This is a genomic window from Hymenobacter properus, from assembly GCF_015694735.1.
Lineage (GTDB): Bacteria > Bacteroidota > Bacteroidia > Cytophagales > Hymenobacteraceae > Hymenobacter > Hymenobacter properus.
In genome coordinates this window covers 102555-117986 of the sequence record NZ_JADQDP010000008.1, presented here as the reverse complement: position 1 = coordinate 117986, position 15432 = coordinate 102555, and the positions used below count along the sequence as shown (strand labels likewise).

Sequence of the window (15432 nt, the reverse complement as noted above, 5' to 3'; positions counted from 1 at the left end):
ACGGGTTAAAAATCTTCCAGTATACCGCCGGCGTCCTGGTACACGATGGGGTCAGCGAACTGAATTCCGTGGCGGTCGGTCAGATATTGCCGGCTCAGGAGCTTGACCAGGTACTGCGCTTCGGGCAGGGGCATGGGCTTTTCCGGCGGTTGCGCGTTGCTGGGACCGTGGCGCGCCTGCAGGCCCGAAGCCCCAAAGTTGTCGGCCGTGCGCGTGAAGAGCTTGTATCTATTATTTGGAGATGCCGGCCTTTTGCTGGCGCGCTTCGAAGTCATCCCCGTCGTAGTAGCGCAGCGTGTCCACAATGGCGTAGAGCGTACGCAAATCCAGCTCCTGGCCCAGCTGCGTCAGCAAAGTCATTACGTCGGGCTCCGTGCGGGCCAGCAGCAGCGCCCGCCCCATCGTGCCGCTGGCATACACCGGATGCACCGGCTCAGCCAGTACAGTTGCCGTGTAGGGTAAGCTGCTGGGCACTTCCGGAGTTACATGCTCCAGCCACTTGCCTTCCCACAAATCATACAACTCGTGGAGCACTGGCCGCGCCGAATTAAACGGCGAGTTGGGGGACAGTGAAGCCAGTCCGTAAATGCCGTGGAACATATCCAGCAACTGAGTGGCCCGGCCCCACACCTGGGCCGGCTGGCTGAGCTCGTCCAGGTGCGCGGAAGTGAAGTAGAAGTGGGGCGCTCCGCCGTCGTGCTCATCGTTCATAAACGCCAGGTCCGGACTGGGATTGCGGGCGGACAATTCGTAGAGCTGCGGGTGCGAGTAGCCCCGGATGGAAAAGCGGTAGTGGTAACCTGTCATAGGGTTGGTGCGGCAAGCCTGAGTTGGATGGGGCCGTATGGCTTAGCTAAAGCCATACGGCCCCGGCGGGGGCGCGTTCAGTCATTGGCACCCCGTCAAGGCTTACGCCTTGCCCGGCAGAATCTTGTTCCAGTACAGCCACGGCAGGCCGTAGCGCTTGAGCAGCCACATCGAGAACCGCTCCTGGGTCTGGTCGAAGGGGAAGGTAGGCGTGGGGTTGTTGTCGTAGTCGAACTCGGCCAGAATGAGCTTGCCGTAGCCCGTGATGAGCGGGCAGGAGCCGTAGCCATGGTAGGCGTTGTCCGGGGCCAGTGCCTTGCTTTTCAGCAGCGAGAGGATATTCTTCACCACCACCGGGGCCTGCTTGCGAATGGCCGCGCCGGTCTTGGCGTTAGGCATCGAGCCGGCATCGCCCAGGCTGAAAATATTGGGGTAGCGCACGTGTTGCAACGAATGTTTGTCCACGTCAACCCAGCCCAGCGGGTTGCCGGGCGCGGCCAGCGGGCTGTGCTTGATGAAGTCCGGGGCGCTCATGGGCGGCACCACGTGCAGCATATCAAATTTCAGGGTCACCTCGTCCACCACCTGGCCGTCCTTCAGCACGTCGTACACGGCCTCCCGGCTTTCGCCCCGGACCTCCTTCAGGTTGTGAAAGAAATCGGTTTTGATGCGGTAGCGCTGCACCACTTTCAGCAGGGCTTCGGCGAAGGATTTTACCCCGAAAATGACGCTGCCGCCCGAGGTGTAGCGCACGTTGGCTTTGTCGAGCACGCCGCGCTTGCGCCAGCTGTCGCAGGCCAGGTACATAATTTTCTGCGGGGCCCCGCCGCACTTGATGGGCGTGTTGGGGGCCGAAAACAGGGCCGTGCCGCCCCGGAAGTTCTGCACGCACTCCCAGGTGTAGGGGGCCAGCTCGAAGCCGTAGTTCGAACACACCCCGTTTTTGCCCAGCGCCTCGGGCAGGCCCTTGATTTTGTGCCAGTCCAGCTGAATGCCGGGGCACACCACCAGGTAGTCGTAGGTCAGGCGCTGGCCGCCGGCCGTCACCACCGTGTTGGCTTCGGGCTCGAAGGTGGCCGCCGCGTCCTGAATCCACTGCGCGCCCTTCGGGATGTAGTCGCCTTCGGGCCGCACCGTGTCTTTGATGTCGTAGGCCCCGCCGCCCACCAGCGTCCAGGCCGGTTGGTAGTAATGCTTGGCGGAGGGTTCGAGGATGGCCACGTCGAGGCCCCGGTCGGCCAGCAGCAGCTGGGCGGCCACCGAGAGGCCCGCGTTGCCGCCGCCCACCACGAGCAGCTGATGGTGTCGGGAAATGGGAGTTGCCGTCATGGTCGGGTGGGATTAGTGAGGTTGGGAAAGCAAGATACGCATGAACATATTAACACTTAAACATTTTTTCATGTAAAGTCCGGGGCTGGGCCGATGATTTTTCGCAAACACCCCCCGCCTATGGGAACCCGGCCCGCCCGCTGGCCCGCCGGGTTCCCGGCCGGCTACACGCTTTTGAGGGCCAGATAGAAGTCCATTTTCTCCACCGAGTCATCGGCCAGGCGGGCATCGAGCTGGTCCAGGGTCTTGGGGGCGGGCAGAATCACCTTGTCGCCGGGCTGCCAGTTCAGGGGCAGCGACACCTGGTGCTCGTCGCTGAACTGCATGGCCTTGAGCACCCGCAGCATCTCGTCCAGGTTGCGGCCCACGCTCATGGGGTAGTACATGATGAGGCGGATTTTATGCGCCGGGTCGATGAAAAAGACGGCCCGCACGGCGGCGGTTTCGCTGGCTTCGGGCTGCAGCATGCCGTAGAGGCGCGCCACCTTCATGTCGAGGTCGGCGATGATGGGAAAGTGGAAGTACACGCCGCTTTTCTCGCGCACATTGTTCACCCACGCGATGTGGGAGTGAATGCTGTCGATGCTCAGGCCCAGCAGCTCGGTGTTGAGGGCCGTGAACTCGGCCTGCCGCTGGGCAAACCCGCTCAGCTCGGTGGTACAGACGGGGGTGAAGTCGGCCGGGTGCGAGAAGAACACGACCCACTTGCCGGGTGCAAAGTCTGAAAACTTGATGAGGCCGGTGGTGCTCAGGGCTTCGAAGTCCGGGGCCTGCGCACCGATGCTCGGCATGGAGATTTGGGGGAGGGGGGAGGTTTCCATTGAATTGAATTGGGAAAATGGGGGAATTGAAAATGCGGGGAAACGCGGGCTGGCCAGCCCGCAGCCTTAGTGAGGGAGCAGCGCCAGGGCCTTTGTTTGCTCCGCGCTTGACAGTAGCACCAGGGTGGCCTGCTGCCGGCCGCGCTTGCGCCGCTGGTACCAGCCGTAGCCGACCACGCTCATCAGCAGGTAGGGGATGGCCATGAGGTAGAGAATGCCCTTGTTGAGGCCGCCGGGGTCGTAGCCGTCGTTTTCCTGGCGGGCGGCTTCAACCTGCGTGCTGCACAGCACGCATTGGGCGGGGCTGGCCAGCGGTGCGGCCAGCAGGAGCATGACGAGGAGCACCACCAGCCGGGGCCGGTAGCGGAAAGCAAGCATCGTTTTCATAAAATCGACTTTGGTAAGAAGGGGGAAGGGCGGCCGTCGGCCGCTTAAAAACCCGACGCGTTAGCCCACGCGGGAGTTGGGTTCCCGGCGCGCGTAGGGCCGGATGTGGGGGCTGACCGCCCGGCTCAGCTCGCCGGAGGGCCGCACCTGCACGACGCTGAGCAGGCCCACGCGCGGGTGCCAGTGGCGGGGCTGGCGGCTGCGCCGGAACACGAACACGGCCACCGCGCCCAGTACTAAGTGCAGCGCTACCACCAGCGAAAGCAGCAGCACCGGCGACGGGTGCGCCGGGGCGGCCGCGCCCGCCGGCAGGGATTCATACGCGGCCCACAGCGGCCGCAGGGCTAGCACCTGGCTCAGCAGCAGCAGGAGCGCCAGCGCGGGCACCCCCAGCAAACGAAGGGAATTTTTCATAACAAAACGGGGCGGTTGCTATCGTGAGGTGCTAACGGTCCTGGAAAGGGCACCCGCCGGGCCACCGGCCCCGCTGGCTTTGCGCCGGCCCGCGGGTCGTAGTCGATGCCGGCGAACAAGTGCAGCATCACCGTGCGCGAGTAACGGAACGAGAACGGCAGCAGCAGCACCGTGCTCACGGCCACGGCCGCCACGTACACCCAGGTGTCGGGGTCGTGGCCCAGCACGTAGGTGGCAATGCCCACCGCCACCACGATGGCGACGGAAAAGGCGTAACTGATGTACATGGCCCCCCAGTAGAAGCCGGGCTCCGGCTCGAAGTGCTGGTGGCACACGGGGCAGCTTTCGTTCATTTCCTGAAAGTGGGCCAGGTTGAAAGCCGAGGTTTTAAAGGCGGGACCCTGGTGGCAGCGCGGGCAGCGCTGCGCGGCAAAGGCCAGCAGGGACGACGATGAGGAGGTAGGCATGACGATGAACAAGGAAAAGTGGAGGAAACAGCCGCCGGGCAAACACCCGGCGCTTACTCGGCCGCCGGCTGCTCGTAGGGCATGTTCGAGGCCGGGGTTTGCGAGAAGGGCACGTGCTGCGGGATGAAGTCCGCGTCGGAGCCGGGCTTGCTGTAGTCGTAGGGCCAGCGGTACACAGCGGGCACCGCGCCGGGCCAGTTGCCGTGGCCCAGTTCCACGGGCGTGGTCCATTCCAGCGTGTTCGAGCGCCACGGATTTTCGGTGGCCCGGCGGCCCCGCCAAATGCTGTGGAAGAAGTTGAAGAGGAAGATGAACTGCGCCAGGAAGGCGAAAATGGCCGCCACCGAGATGAACTGGTTCAGGTCGCTGAACTGCGAGAACATGTCGAAGCCCGTCCAGGAGTAGTAGCGGCGCGGGAAGCCGGCGATGCCGATGTAGTGCATCGGAATGAAGGTGAGGTAGGCCCCGGCGAAGGTGAACCAGAAGTGCACGTAGCCCAGCCGCTCATTGAGCATGCGCCCGAACATCTTCGGAAACCAGTGGTAGATGCCGGCAAACATGCCGAACATGGCCGCCGAGCCCATCACCAGGTGAAAGTGCGCAATCACGAAGTAGGTGTTGTGCATCTGGATGTCGAGCGTGGCGTTGCCCAGCACGATGCCCGTGAGGCCGCCGGCCACGAACAGGCTCACGAAGCCGATGCTGAAGAGCATGGCCGTGGTAAAGCGGATGTTGCCGCGCCAGAGCGTGGCCAGCCAGTTGAATGTTTTCACCGCCGAGGGCACGGCAATCATCAGCGTCAGAAACACGAACACCGAGCCCAGGAACGGATTCATGCCCGTCACGAACATGTGGTGGCCCCACACCACGAACGACAGCAGCGAGATGCCCAGCAGCGAGCCAATCATGGCCCGGTAGCCGAAAATGGGCTTGCGGGCGTGGGTGGCCAGCACTTCCGACACGATGCCCATGGCCGGCATAATCACGATGTACACCTCCGGGTGGCCCAGGAACCAGAACAAGTGCTGAAACAGCACCGGCGAGCCGCCCTGGTTGCTCAAAGCCTGCCCGGCAATGTAGATGTCGGAGAGAAAGAACGAGGTGCCGAACGAGCGGTCGAACACCAGCAGCAGCACGGCGGCAAAGAGCACCGGAAACGAGAGCGTGCCGAGTACGGCGGTCAGGAAAAACGACCAGATGGTGAGCGGCAGCTTGGTCATGCTCATGCCCCGGGTGCGCAGGTTGAGCACCGTGGAAATGTAGTTGACGCTGCCCAGCAGCTGCGACACGATGAACAGGGCCATGCTCACGAGCCAGAGCGTCATGCCCAGCCCGGAGCCGGAAATGGCCTGCGGCAGGGCCGAGAGCGGCGGGTAGATGGTCCAGCCCGAAGCCGCCGGGCCGGTTTCGATGAACAGCGAGCTGAACATGATGACGCTCGACAGGAAGAAAAACCAGTACGAGAGCATGTTCATGAAGCCCGAGGCCATGTCGCGCGCGCCGATTTGCAGCGGAATCAGGAAGTTGGAGAACGTGCCCGACAGGCCCGCCGTGAGCACGAAAAACACCATGATGGTGCCGTGCATCGTCACCAGGGCCAGGTAAAACTCGGGGTTGAGCTTGCCGGCCTCAATCCAGTGGCCCAGCAGCGGCTTGAGCCACTCCATCGAGCCTTCGGGCCAGCCCAGCTGCAGGCGGAACAGGCTCGACAGCGAGCCGCCCACCAGCGCCCAGAACATGCCCGTAATCAGAAACTGCTTGGCAATAACTTTATGGTCCTGGCTCAACACGTAGCGCCAGAGCCAGTGCTGGTCGGGGTGAGCGTGCTCGCCGGCAGCGGCCAGCACCGGCGCGGCCGCGCTGTCGCGCGTGGGCAGGTCGGGCGAGAGGTTGGGAGTGTTTTCCATGAATCAGGGAGAGCGAAGGGTTAGCGGGCGGCGGGCGTGGCGGCCAGGGGCTGCGGGCGCGGCAGGCCGGCGCGCACCTCGGGGTTGAGGGAGGAAAAGGACTGTTGCTGCGCGAACCAGGCCACGTAGTCGTCCGGCTCGTCCACCACCACGGTCATTTTCATGGCGAAGTGGCCGCTGCCGCACACCTGGTTGCAGGCCAGTTCGTAGTTGAACTTGGGGTTACCGAGCTTCGCCCGCATTTCCTCGGTGGTAGTGTTGGGCGTGAACCAGAACCGCGTGGGCATGCCCGGCACGGCGTACATCTGCAGGCGGAACTGCGGCAGGTACACGGCGTGCAGCACGTCGCGCGAGCGGATTTTAAGCAGCACCGGCACGCCCTTGGGCACGTGGATTTCACCGGCCGTGAAGTCGTCGAGGGCGGCCTTGTCGCTCAGGTCGAAGCCCCACTCGTTCACGGCGTCAATCAGCCGGTAGTTCACCACGCCCAGCTTGAGGTCGCGGCCGGGGTAGCGCACCAGCCAGTTGAACTGCTTGCCCATCACCTCCAGCACCACCGCGTCTTTGGGCGCGGGGCCGGTGATGCGGCCCCATTCCTTCCAGCCGGCAAACACCAGCGCGGCCATCACAATGGCCGGAATCAGGGTCCAGACGATTTCGAGCTTGTTGTTGTGCGAGAAGAAGTAGGCCCGGCGGCTTTCCCGGTGCTGGTACTTGTAAGCGTACCAGAACAGCATGACCTGCGTGAGCACGAAGGCCACGCCAATGATGCTCATCGTAATCCAGAACATGCGGTCCACCGCCAGGCCGTGCACCGAGGCCACCGGCACGTCCATGCGGGCGTAGCTGCGCCGGAACGACCAGGCAAACGCCCCGCCGCCCACCACCAGAAACACGAGCATGAGCACGGCGTTGGCACGGTTGGCCGGCCCGATGTCGCGGGTGGAGTCGCCGGAAAAAATGGCCGTCAAAATCTGGAGCCGAAACAGCAGGCCGAGCACGACCAGCAGCAACCCCACTACTATGATTCCAAGAACTATCATGAGCTTTTACCAGGCCGCGCCCCCGGCTCCGGCCACTCGGCCGGGCAGGTGCGCTGGTACATTTACAAATGTACCGCTGCTAAAAACCCCTGAAAAGACACCAATCAGGGCGATTTACGGACAAATCAACGATTTGCCCGAAATTGTTCGGGCGTCATACCGGTGCGCTTCCGAAAGAACCGCCCGAAGTAGGACGCATCCTGAAAACCCAGCTCGGCGGCCAGCTGCTTCACCGGCTGCTCGGCGTGCACCAGCAGGCGCTGGGCCTCCACCAGCACCCGCCGCTGAATGAGGTCGCTGGCCGTGTGGCCGCGCTGCTGGCGGCACAGCGCGTTGAGGTGGTTGGGCGTCAGGCTCAGGCGTTGGGCGTAGTACTGCACGGTTTTCTCGGTGCGGAAATGCTGTTCGAGCAGGGCCTCAAACTCGCGCACCTGCTGGGCCTGGCGCAGCGTGCCCCCCGCGCTGGCCTCTTCGTGGTTGGCGTGGCGGGCGGCCAGCTCCAGCAGCACGAACAGGCAGCCCCGCAGCACTTCCAGCCGGTTGTCGAATCCGCTTTCGGCCTCGCGCATGAGCTGGTCGAGCAGGGCTGGAAACGGCGGCTCCTGCGCCGAGAGGTCGACCAGGTGCGAGCGCAGCGGCTGGAAAAACGGGTACTCGTGCAGGCGGCTGCTCGGGTAGGTGTGCAGGTAGAAGCCGGCCTCGAAAAACAGCAGGTAGCCCGTGCTGTCGGGGCTCAGCTCCCAGCTGTGCATCTGGCCGGGGGCCAGGAAAAAAAGGTAGCCCGGCTGCACCGGATAAGTCACGAAGTCGATGGTGTGCGTGCCCGAGCCCTGCCGGATGTAGAGCAGCATGTAGAAGTCGTGGGTGTGGGCCTTGTCGATGCCGGCAAAGCTGGCAATCAGCGTTTCCAGCCGCTGCGCGTAGAACTCGCCCTGCCCATGCCCGTCCGGGTAGGAGTCGATGCAATAGACGGGAACGGAGGCAGCTTTCATGGGCATTGGCAGGGTGGGGGCAAAGGCTTTGGCCGCACCGGCAGCGGCCTTACCCGAGGGATATGGCCGGCAAAGTAGCGGCCAGCCTCCAACTTGTACGGGGCCGAATCGGGGCGGGACGGGCGCAGGTGCCGGTTTCTGCTACCTTCGCAAGTAATTGTAAAATAAGGATTATAGTAAATAATTGGATTGTAAATAATGATACCAGGTAAAAGACTGCCAAGCGAATTTGCTATCAATATGATGCTTGATAAAGTTGCCATATTGCAGCAAGGAGATTTAGAGTTGATGCAGTCCTACGATTATTTCAATGAAAAATCTCCTTGCCACATTTATTTCATATGTAAGCGGCCTAGAGTAGTGATTGATAAATCGCGCACTTTTGTCACTGACGATTACGTTGATTTATACTTCAAAATCCAGAAAGAAGACACGTTCGAGGAATTGCACATTCAGATAGAGAATGTGTTCGAAACAACTGACGTTGCAATAGCTGCCACCTATCCAAATAGCAGATTTGAACTGCTGGCTAATGGCGAAGTAGTATTTGAGGCGAGCGCTGCTGTCTTCCTTCAACAATTCTATCAGCATCTTGAGGAGCGGCACTTTCTTGACTTAGACGTTTTGTACGTCGGGCAGTCATTTGGTGTCGAGGGTGCCAGGACGGCTCCTGATAGGTTGAAGAGCCATTCTACCCTTCAAAATATATACGCTGAAGCTATTTCTAAAAACCCCGATTGTGAAATCTGGCTGGTGCTAGCCTCATTTCTTCAGATAAACCTGATGATGTTTGACGGAAGGACCGAGTTCACGGATGAAGAAAGAAGTGCTGACAAAGTAAGATTTCAGAACGTCTACAACAAGTTGAATTGGGAGGGAATTAATGAGCAACAAAAAATTAATTTTACTGAAGCTGCTTTGATAAGGTATTTCGAACCGCCTTATAACAAAGTGTATAAAGACAGTTTTCCAAATCCTGCTCATGTCACTTATACAGAGTGCTATGATTTGGATGTTAATGCCGTTTGCATCGAGTTGCAAACTTTTGAAAAGGCTAATTTTTGTCTTTACTCGGAAAAGGTCAGAGTTGCTCCTTGGCACATGCATAATTTCCCCTTGCATTCACCTCAAGACCGTAAAAGCATGTTTGAAATTCACTAAAAGTATTATAATACAAGTGTTTGTAATTAATAAGTTAGCCTAACAATAGACGCCAGTGGCCAGAGCCTGGCAAAGTACTGCTGCCTGTTAGTGCCTGTTGATGGACAGGTCATTGCCTTATTAGGATTAGTTGTCAAATCAGGTAGGCAGTACATCCGCCGCTTAATAACCAGTGCCGAAAGCACCGTAAGCCCGCCAATGGCGGCCAGCGCAGTCCCCAGCCCGAAAGCATCGGCCAGCAGGCCGGTGAGCAGCGCGCCGATGGCGTAGCCCGCATCGCGCCAGAAGCGGAAGATGCCTACGCTGTGCGCCCGCTGCGCCAAGGGCGCGTACTCGGCCACGGCGGCCAGAAACGTGGGGTACACCAGGGCCGTGCCCGCCCCGAGCAGGGCCGCCAGCAGTAGAAACACGGGGTAGGTATCGGTAAAGAGAATGGCCAGTAACACCGCGCCCTGCAGCAGCATCCCCCAGAACAGCAGGTCCTTTTTACAGAGGCAGTCGGCCAGCGGGCCGGTGACGAGCTGGCCCAGGCCCCAGACGGCCGGGTACACGGCCGCCACGGTGCCAATCTGCGTCAGGGTGAAACCCTTGCTGGCCAGCAGCAGCGGCAGCAGGCCCCACACCATGCCGTCGTTGAGGTTATTCACCAACCCCGCCTGCGTGACTGAGCCCAGGTTGGGGTGCCGCCACGTTACGTCCCAGAAGGAGAGCGGCGGGCCGGTGGGCGCTGCTGGGGCCTGCGCCGCTTCCAGGGCCACGTGGTGGCGGGTATCGCGCACCAGCAGCGAGCCTAGCAGGCCAGCCACCGCCAATACAATGCCCAGGTAAAACGGGTAGGGTCGCAGGCCATATTCGGTGGCCAGCCAGCCCGAGGCGAAGGCCGTGGCCGCCACGGCCAGGTAACCGGCCGACTCGTTCAGGCCCATGGCCAGCCCGCGCTGCTTGGGGCCCACCAAATCAATTTTCATCACCACCGTGCTCGACCAAGCCAGGCCTTGGTTCAGTCCCAGCAGCACGTTGGCCGCAATCACCCAGCCCCAGGTGGGTGCCCAGAGCAGCAGCAGCGGCACCGGTAGGCCGAACAGCCAGCCGATAACCAGCAGGTTTTTGCGCCCAACCTTATTGGCCCAGGCTCCCGCGTAGTAGTTGGCCACGGCTTTGGTGAGGCCAAACACCACGATGAAGGAAAGGATGGCCGAGCGGGCCACCAGATGAAACTCCTGCTCGGCCAGCCGGGGCAGGATACTACGCTCCAGCCCCACCATGCCGCCCACGAAGGCGTTGATGAGCACCAGCAGGCTGAACTGCCGCCAGTTTTCGCGCAAACCGAGTTGAGGAGTCTTCATTGATGGGGGGGAAGTAGATTCCGTTAGGGGTGGACGATGGCCCAGCCCTGGGCCTGCCGGATAATCAGCTCGCCGTTGCCGCTGGGCACGAAAGAGAGGAAGGGCCACAGCTCCTCCTTGGTGATTTTGCGCTCGCGCATGGTGTTCAGGCACTGGGCCAGAATCACGCCCTTCTCTTTCAGGGCCAGCAGCTCGGCCTCAAACGGCTGGTCTTTGCGGAAGGCGGTGACACCCCCGCCGAAAGCCACCAGCTCAACCTGCAGCTTGCCCTTGAGGCGCGGGTCGTCCAGCGCGTTGCTGATGTTGCGCAGCGTCATTTTAATCAGTTTCGGGTCGTCGCTGTCGAGCTGGTAGATGGCGTTGTACTGGGCTTTGTCGGCCGTGGCCCCCTGAAAGGTCCCCTTCTGAAAAGCCAGCTGGTCGGCGCTGGGCTTGGTCGTTTGGGCGGTGGCGGTGAGGGCAGCGCCGCTGAGCAGCAGCGCGGTGAGTAGGGGGCGAATGGACAGCATGGGATGGAGGAATTGAGGGGGAGGAGATTGGATAGGAAAATGGGCCGAAGCCTTAAAAGTCGTAATTCAGAATGACGTTGAGCTGGTGGAAGTCCACTTTGTTCACGATGTAGCGGTCTTCGCCGTAGGTGTTGCCCAGCGCGCCCTTGTACACGTAGAGCAGCTGCCCGCGCAGGCCCCGGCCCCAGCCGGCAAACGGGTAGGTGAGCGAGGCGTTGAGCTGCTGGTAGGAGGGCAGCCCGTACTTGTTGAGGCGGGTGTCGCGCACGTCGGGCAGGTAGTAGTGGCCGTAGCCAACTTCCGCTTTCAGGCCCGGCACCCGGGCGAAGGTATAGCCGCCCAGCAGTGCAGCGGCATCCAAGCCGCCCAGGCCCTCGGTGCGCTCGCGGGGCAGGAAGGTGTAGAACGGCTCGCGGCCCCATTCGCGCGGAAACAGGAAGCGGCCGGTGCGGGTGATGCGGGTGTAGTTGCCGCTCAGGCTCCAGGGGCCGCGCTGGTAGCCCAGGCGGGCGCTCAGGGCGTGGGCCTGGCGGCCGGGGGCGCTGTAGACCAGGCGCGGGTCGGCGTTGCCGCCGGTGCCCACCGTGCGCTGGTAGTGGTACTGCGCGCCCAGGCTGAGCTGGCCCGTGCCCACGGCCCGGCCGGTGGTCAGCTCGGCGAAGGTGGCGTCGAACAGGTTGTCGGCGTAGTAGTTCCAGACCTGCGTGGTGGTGCGCGGGCTCCACTGCCGGCTCACGGCCAGCACACCCAGGCCCCGGCTGCGCAGGTTGCCGGCGTAGCTGGCGCGCTGGCCGGCTTCGTTCACGCCCATGGGGTAGAGCCCGAGGGAGTTGGCCACCGAATACCACCCGGTGGTGGACCGGGGCGCGATGTGCGTGAGCCAGCCGCCCGTGATGGTCGTGGCCGGCAGCTCCCGGAACTCCAGCCACAGACCCTGCTCGTAGCCGGGGCTCAGGCGGCCGTCGTGGGCGTTGAGCAGCGGGGTGTTGAGCAGCTGCCGGCCGAAGGTGGCCGCCGACTGCCGGAACCGGTAGCGCACGAACAGCTCCTCGGCCCGCCCGGCGAGCTGGCGCCGGCTGGGGTTGGTCACGTCGAACAGGCCTACCTCGTAGCGGCTCACGGCCCCGGTGGCCGCGTCGGCGGTCAGCAGGTTGGCGGAGCCCACGCTCACCCAGGCGAAGCCGCCCGCCCCCACCTGCACGCCGTGAAACGGGGCGGTTTCGAAGCGCAGGCCCGCGCCCAGGCCGTTGGCAAAATAGTCGGGCCGGTAGCCTTGGTTCCAGGTGGCCATGGTGTAGTTGCGCAGGCGGCCGTGCCAGCGGCCACGGCTAAAGGCTTCGGGCAGGGTGCGCGCCCGCACGGTGTCGGCCAGCGCGGGGGTGGGGTAGGGGGCGAGCTGGGTACGGCCGGTCACGGGGCGCGCCAGGGCCGGCTCGGCGTGTTGCGCCCACGCGGCGGCCGGGGCCAGCAGCAAGCCGGCCCCTAAAAGGCATGCGAAACGAGACATGAGCAGGGAATTATTGCGCCTTGGCCGGCTGCGGGTGGGCGTCCTCAATGGGCTGATACGGCCCGTATTTATGCTGCTTTTCGGAGAAAGCATCCGCGTAGGGCCCAAAGGGATGGTCCACCGGCTTTTTGCGGATGTCGGGCCAGTCGCGGGGCGTGGCCAGATGGGGGCGCGGCTGCGAGTTGACGAAGGCCGCCACGTCCCAGGCCTGCTTGTTGGTCAGCTGCGGGTGGTCGAAGGTGGCCCCGAAGGGCATGGCCGCCTTCACGTATTTGGCGAAGTTCGAGACCCGGAACAGGCCCGCGCCGTCGTTGTAGCTGGCCGGCCCCCACAGCGGTGGGTACTGGTAGCCGCTGTTGTCGGCCAGCGGCTGGCCCTGCCCGGCGGGGCCGTGGCAGCTTTGGCACTTGGCCGCAAACACGGCCTGGCCAATCACCGGGTCGGCGGCCCGGTCGAGGTAGGCCAGCTTCATAAAGCCCGTGCCGTACACTTTCTTGCCTTTGGGAATGTCCTTGCCCAGCCACTTGATGTAGGCCACGATGGCGCGCATCTCGCGGCTGCTGTCGGGCACGGCGCGGCCGTTGAGGCTGCGCTCCATGCAGTCGGCCACGCGCTGCTCGATGCCCACCACCGTGCCCGAGCGGGCGCGCATTTTGGGATACGTCGAAGCCACAGCCAGGTAGTTGTTGGCGAAGCCCTGGGTGCCGGCCTGCAGGTGGCAGTTCTGGCAGTTCATGCCGTTGGTGAGGTGCGCCACCGAGCCCTGCGGCCCGAGATATTGCGCGGTGTGGGCAATCAGCTCCCGGCCGTAGCGAATCTGGCGGCCGGCGGCAGTGCGCGGAATAGTGGCCGTGTCCGGTGCCGGGGGGACCGGGCGGTGGTAGCTGCCCGCCGGGGGCGGGCCCTGCGTGGCTTCGTCCTCCTCCGCCCCGGGCGCGGGTGCGGCCGGCGGCCCGTAGAGCTGCGTGACCACGACCACGATGACCAGCACCACGGCCGCCGTCAGCACCATCAGCAGGCGCGCCAGGTGGGGCAGCTGCTGCACCCGTTCATCAGTGGGTTTCATGGCGGGGAGGCGTTAAAAGGGGAGGAAGTTAGTAAGGCAGCTTTTCGCGCAGGGCACTGTAGGTCCAGGTGCCGGCCAGGGCGGCCAGAATCAGCACGGCGGCCGAGCCAATGCCGCTGCCCAGCTGCGCGAACAGCGGGCCGGGGCAGGCCCCGGTGAGCGCCCAGCCGAGGCCGAAAATGAAGCCCCCAATCCAGATGCCGTGGTTGAATTTCTTGTCGGCCAGCACGATGGGCTCGCCATCAATCGACTTGAGGCGGTTGCGCTTGATGAGCTGAATGGAAATCATGCCCACCAGAATGGCCGAGCCGATGACGCCGTACATGTGGAAGGCCTGGAAGCGGAACATTTCCTGAATCCGAAACCAGCTGATGACTTCGCTTTTGGTGAGAATGATGCCGAACAACGTGCCCAGCACCAGGTATTTGAAATATTTCATATGCAGTAAGTGAGTTCAGAGGAGGAATCGCGCACGCCCAGCAGGCGCACCACGTTGGCCGGGCCGGCGTGGAAGCTGCCTTCGTGCAGCACCACGCCCAGCGCGTGGTTTTCGAGGAGGTTCAGCCCGTCGAAGTCTTCGGCCAGCGTAGCCGGCTCGTAGAGCATTTCGGCGGTCTTGGGGCCGCCCGAGGGCAGGCCCAGCTGCCGGGGGCTGAAGGCTTCCAGGATGAGGTAGCCGCCGGGGGCCAGGCTGGCGGTAGCGGCGGCGTGCACCGCCCGGCGGTCTGCGGGCGCTAGGTGGGCGTAAATGAGGCCCACGGCATCGTAGTGGCCGGGCTGCTGCCAGCCCAGCGCCGTAAGGTCGGCCACCTGGTAGTCGAGGCGCACGCCCTGGGCCAGGGCCAGGCGCAGGGCTTTGGCCCGGCCCTCGTCGCTGAAATCCACGGCCGTAACCTGCCAGCCGCGCTTGGCGGCGTACACGGCGTTGCGGCCCTCGCCCTCGGCCAGCAGCAGCAGGCGGCCGGGCGGCAGCGCCTCCAGCTGCTGGCGGAAGTAGGCATTCGGCTCGGTGCCGTAAGCGTAGGTTTCGCCCTCATAGCGGGCATCCCAGAAATCGACGGCGGTGGGGGCAAGCGCTTCCATATAACGGTGATTCAAGGGATTAAAACATCATGGGGTAAATCACCCAGGTCATGAGCAGGCCACCGGCAAAGAAGCCGATGACGGCCACCAGCGACACCCACTGCAGGTTCGAGAGGCCCGAGATGGCGTGGCCCGAGGTGCAGCCGCCGGCGTAGCGCGTGCCGAAGCCCACCAGAAAGCCGCCCAGCACCAGGAAGACCCAGCCTTTCCAATTCGCCAAGTTGTCGAGGGCGAACAGCTCTTTGGGCAGCAGGCCGGTGAAGTCCGTCAGGTGCATTTCGGCCTTCAGGTCACGCACCGTGGCGGCCGAGATGCCGATAACGTCGGGGTGGCCCATGAGCCGGTAGCCGATGAAACCGCCCAGCGCGATGCCGAGCACGAACACCAGGTTCCAGATTTCGGCCCGCCAGTTATAAGTCAGAAAGGGAATGCCGGCCGGTACGCAGGCCGCGCACACGTGGCGCAGCGAGGAGCTGATGCCCAGCGCCTTATTCCCCACGAGCAGCAGCGCGGGCACCGTGAGGCCAATTAAAGGGCCGGCCACGTACCAGGGCCAGGGTTGTTGCAGGAGTTCAAGCATGAAAACAGAAGTC

18 protein-coding genes are annotated in these 15432 nt (G+C 63.1%); 1 reads left to right on the top strand and 17 read right to left on the bottom strand.

Going from position 1 to position 15432, the window contains the following annotated elements:
* Window positions 1-5: 5 nt before the first annotated feature.
* The 10 genes from I2I01_RS23460 to I2I01_RS22540 all read right to left on the bottom strand — a co-directional run bounded on the left by I2I01_RS23460 (window position 6) and on the right by I2I01_RS22540 (window position 8167).
* Window positions 6-134: a hypothetical protein gene (locus tag I2I01_RS23460; RefSeq protein WP_262895473.1), complete on the bottom strand. Its 129-nt coding sequence runs from the start codon at window positions 132-134 to the stop codon at window positions 6-8.
* Between the two features lie 97 nt (window positions 135-231).
* On the bottom strand, window positions 232-807 hold the full coding sequence (locus I2I01_RS22580) for a hypothetical protein (RefSeq protein WP_196288802.1): 576 nt from the start codon (window positions 805-807) through the stop codon (window positions 232-234).
* Between the two features lie 102 nt (window positions 808-909).
* On the bottom strand, window positions 910-2136 hold the full coding sequence (locus I2I01_RS22575; RefSeq protein WP_196288801.1) for an NAD(P)/FAD-dependent oxidoreductase: 1227 nt from the start codon (window positions 2134-2136) through the stop codon (window positions 910-912).
* Window positions 2137-2300: 164 nt separating this feature from the next.
* On the bottom strand, window positions 2301-2957 hold the full coding sequence (locus I2I01_RS22570) for a peroxiredoxin (protein ID WP_196288800.1): 657 nt from the start codon (window positions 2955-2957) through the stop codon (window positions 2301-2303).
* Window positions 2958-3023: 66 nt separating this feature from the next.
* Window positions 3024-3344, bottom strand: a complete 321-nt coding sequence (locus I2I01_RS22565; RefSeq protein WP_196288799.1) for a hypothetical protein — start codon at window positions 3342-3344, stop codon at window positions 3024-3026.
* Between the two features lie 60 nt (window positions 3345-3404).
* Entirely contained in the window at window positions 3405-3758 is a 354-nt protein-coding gene (locus I2I01_RS22560) for a hypothetical protein (protein ID WP_196288798.1), read from the bottom strand.
* Entirely contained in the window at window positions 3755-4225 is a 471-nt protein-coding gene (locus I2I01_RS22555) for a DUF983 domain-containing protein (protein WP_211538126.1), read from the bottom strand. Before I2I01_RS22555 ends, I2I01_RS22560 begins: the two co-directional genes overlap by 4 nt.
* Window positions 4226-4278: 53 nt before the next feature.
* On the bottom strand, window positions 4279-6132 hold the full coding sequence (locus tag I2I01_RS22550) for a cytochrome c oxidase subunit I (RefSeq protein ID WP_196288797.1): 1854 nt from the start codon (window positions 6130-6132) through the stop codon (window positions 4279-4281).
* A gap of 20 nt (window positions 6133-6152) precedes the next feature.
* Window positions 6153-7175 carry a cytochrome c oxidase subunit II gene (locus I2I01_RS22545; RefSeq protein ID WP_196288796.1) on the bottom strand — a complete coding sequence of 341 codons (1023 nt, stop codon included), beginning with the start codon at window positions 7173-7175 and terminating at the stop codon, window positions 6153-6155.
* A 125-nt stretch (window positions 7176-7300) separates the two neighbouring features.
* On the bottom strand, window positions 7301-8167 hold the full coding sequence (locus I2I01_RS22540) for an AraC family transcriptional regulator (RefSeq protein WP_196288795.1): 867 nt from the start codon (window positions 8165-8167) through the stop codon (window positions 7301-7303).
* A 240-nt stretch (window positions 8168-8407) separates the two neighbouring features.
* Between I2I01_RS22540 and I2I01_RS22535 the strand changes: the two genes are divergently transcribed.
* The gene (locus tag I2I01_RS22535) at window positions 8408-9328 is read left to right on the top strand and encodes a hypothetical protein (RefSeq protein ID WP_196288794.1); all 921 of its coding nucleotides are present in this window, start codon (window positions 8408-8410) and stop codon (window positions 9326-9328) included.
* A gap of 26 nt (window positions 9329-9354) precedes the next feature.
* On the opposite strand, the gene I2I01_RS22530 is transcribed toward I2I01_RS22535, so the two are convergent.
* From I2I01_RS22530 to I2I01_RS22500, 7 genes are read right to left on the bottom strand one after another with little or no spacing between them, the layout of a single operon-like run.
* A complete protein-coding gene (locus I2I01_RS22530; RefSeq protein ID WP_196288793.1) occupies window positions 9355-10674 on the bottom strand; it encodes an MFS transporter in 1320 nt (439 codons plus the stop codon).
* Between the two features lie 23 nt (window positions 10675-10697).
* Window positions 10698-11183: a DsrE family protein gene (locus tag I2I01_RS22525; RefSeq protein ID WP_196288792.1), complete on the bottom strand. Its 486-nt coding sequence runs from the start codon at window positions 11181-11183 to the stop codon at window positions 10698-10700.
* A 52-nt stretch (window positions 11184-11235) separates the two neighbouring features.
* A complete protein-coding gene (locus I2I01_RS22520; RefSeq protein WP_196288791.1) occupies window positions 11236-12690 on the bottom strand; it encodes an OprD family outer membrane porin in 1455 nt (484 codons plus the stop codon).
* 10 nt (window positions 12691-12700) lie between these two features.
* Window positions 12701-13756 carry a c-type cytochrome gene (locus I2I01_RS22515; protein WP_196288790.1) on the bottom strand — a complete coding sequence of 352 codons (1056 nt, stop codon included), beginning with the start codon at window positions 13754-13756 and terminating at the stop codon, window positions 12701-12703.
* Between the two features lie 28 nt (window positions 13757-13784).
* Entirely contained in the window at window positions 13785-14195 is a 411-nt protein-coding gene (locus I2I01_RS22510) for a DUF6691 family protein (protein ID WP_196288789.1), read from the bottom strand.
* Window positions 14192-14839 (bottom strand): class I SAM-dependent methyltransferase, encoded by a 648-nt coding sequence (locus tag I2I01_RS22505; RefSeq protein ID WP_196288788.1) that lies wholly within the window; start codon window positions 14837-14839, stop codon window positions 14192-14194. Before I2I01_RS22505 ends, I2I01_RS22510 begins: the two co-directional genes overlap by 4 nt.
* A gap of 19 nt (window positions 14840-14858) precedes the next feature.
* Complete coding sequence (locus I2I01_RS22500) at window positions 14859-15419, bottom strand: YeeE/YedE family protein (RefSeq protein ID WP_196288787.1); 561 nt, start codon at window positions 15417-15419, stop codon at window positions 14859-14861.
* Between the last annotated feature and the right edge of the window lie 13 nt (window positions 15420-15432).

Bases quoted from the DNA above. Each gene is read 5' to 3' on its own strand.
- I2I01_RS23460 (WP_262895473.1), bottom strand. From the start codon at position 134: ATGCCCCTGCCCGAAGCGCAGTACCTGGTCAAGCTCCTGAGCCGGCAA.
- I2I01_RS22580 (WP_196288802.1), bottom strand. From the start codon at position 807: ATGACAGGTTACCACTACCGCTTTTCCATCCGGGGCTACTCGCACCCG.
- I2I01_RS22575 (WP_196288801.1), bottom strand. From the start codon at position 2,136: ATGACGGCAACTCCCATTTCCCGACACCATCAGCTGCTCGTGGTGGGC.
- I2I01_RS22570 (WP_196288800.1), bottom strand. From the start codon at position 2,957: ATGGAAACCTCCCCCCTCCCCCAAATCTCCATGCCGAGCATCGGTGCG.
- I2I01_RS22565 (WP_196288799.1), bottom strand. From the start codon at position 3,344: ATGAAAACGATGCTTGCTTTCCGCTACCGGCCCCGGCTGGTGGTGCTC.
- I2I01_RS22560 (WP_196288798.1), bottom strand. From the start codon at position 3,758: ATGAAAAATTCCCTTCGTTTGCTGGGGGTGCCCGCGCTGGCGCTCCTG.
- I2I01_RS22555 (WP_211538126.1), bottom strand. From the start codon at position 4,225: ATGCCTACCTCCTCATCGTCGTCCCTGCTGGCCTTTGCCGCGCAGCGC.
- I2I01_RS22550 (WP_196288797.1), bottom strand. From the start codon at position 6,132: ATGGAAAACACTCCCAACCTCTCGCCCGACCTGCCCACGCGCGACAGC.
- I2I01_RS22545 (WP_196288796.1), bottom strand. From the start codon at position 7,175: ATGATAGTTCTTGGAATCATAGTAGTGGGGTTGCTGCTGGTCGTGCTC.
- I2I01_RS22540 (WP_196288795.1), bottom strand. From the start codon at position 8,167: ATGAAAGCTGCCTCCGTTCCCGTCTATTGCATCGACTCCTACCCGGAC.
- I2I01_RS22535 (WP_196288794.1), top strand. From the start codon at position 8,408: ATGATGCTTGATAAAGTTGCCATATTGCAGCAAGGAGATTTAGAGTTG.
- I2I01_RS22530 (WP_196288793.1), bottom strand. From the start codon at position 10,674: ATGAAGACTCCTCAACTCGGTTTGCGCGAAAACTGGCGGCAGTTCAGC.
- I2I01_RS22525 (WP_196288792.1), bottom strand. From the start codon at position 11,183: ATGCTGTCCATTCGCCCCCTACTCACCGCGCTGCTGCTCAGCGGCGCT.
- I2I01_RS22520 (WP_196288791.1), bottom strand. From the start codon at position 12,690: ATGTCTCGTTTCGCATGCCTTTTAGGGGCCGGCTTGCTGCTGGCCCCG.
- I2I01_RS22515 (WP_196288790.1), bottom strand. From the start codon at position 13,756: ATGAAACCCACTGATGAACGGGTGCAGCAGCTGCCCCACCTGGCGCGC.
- I2I01_RS22510 (WP_196288789.1), bottom strand. From the start codon at position 14,195: ATGAAATATTTCAAATACCTGGTGCTGGGCACGTTGTTCGGCATCATT.
- I2I01_RS22505 (WP_196288788.1), bottom strand. From the start codon at position 14,839: ATGGAAGCGCTTGCCCCCACCGCCGTCGATTTCTGGGATGCCCGCTAT.
- I2I01_RS22500 (WP_196288787.1), bottom strand. From the start codon at position 15,419: ATGCTTGAACTCCTGCAACAACCCTGGCCCTGGTACGTGGCCGGCCCT.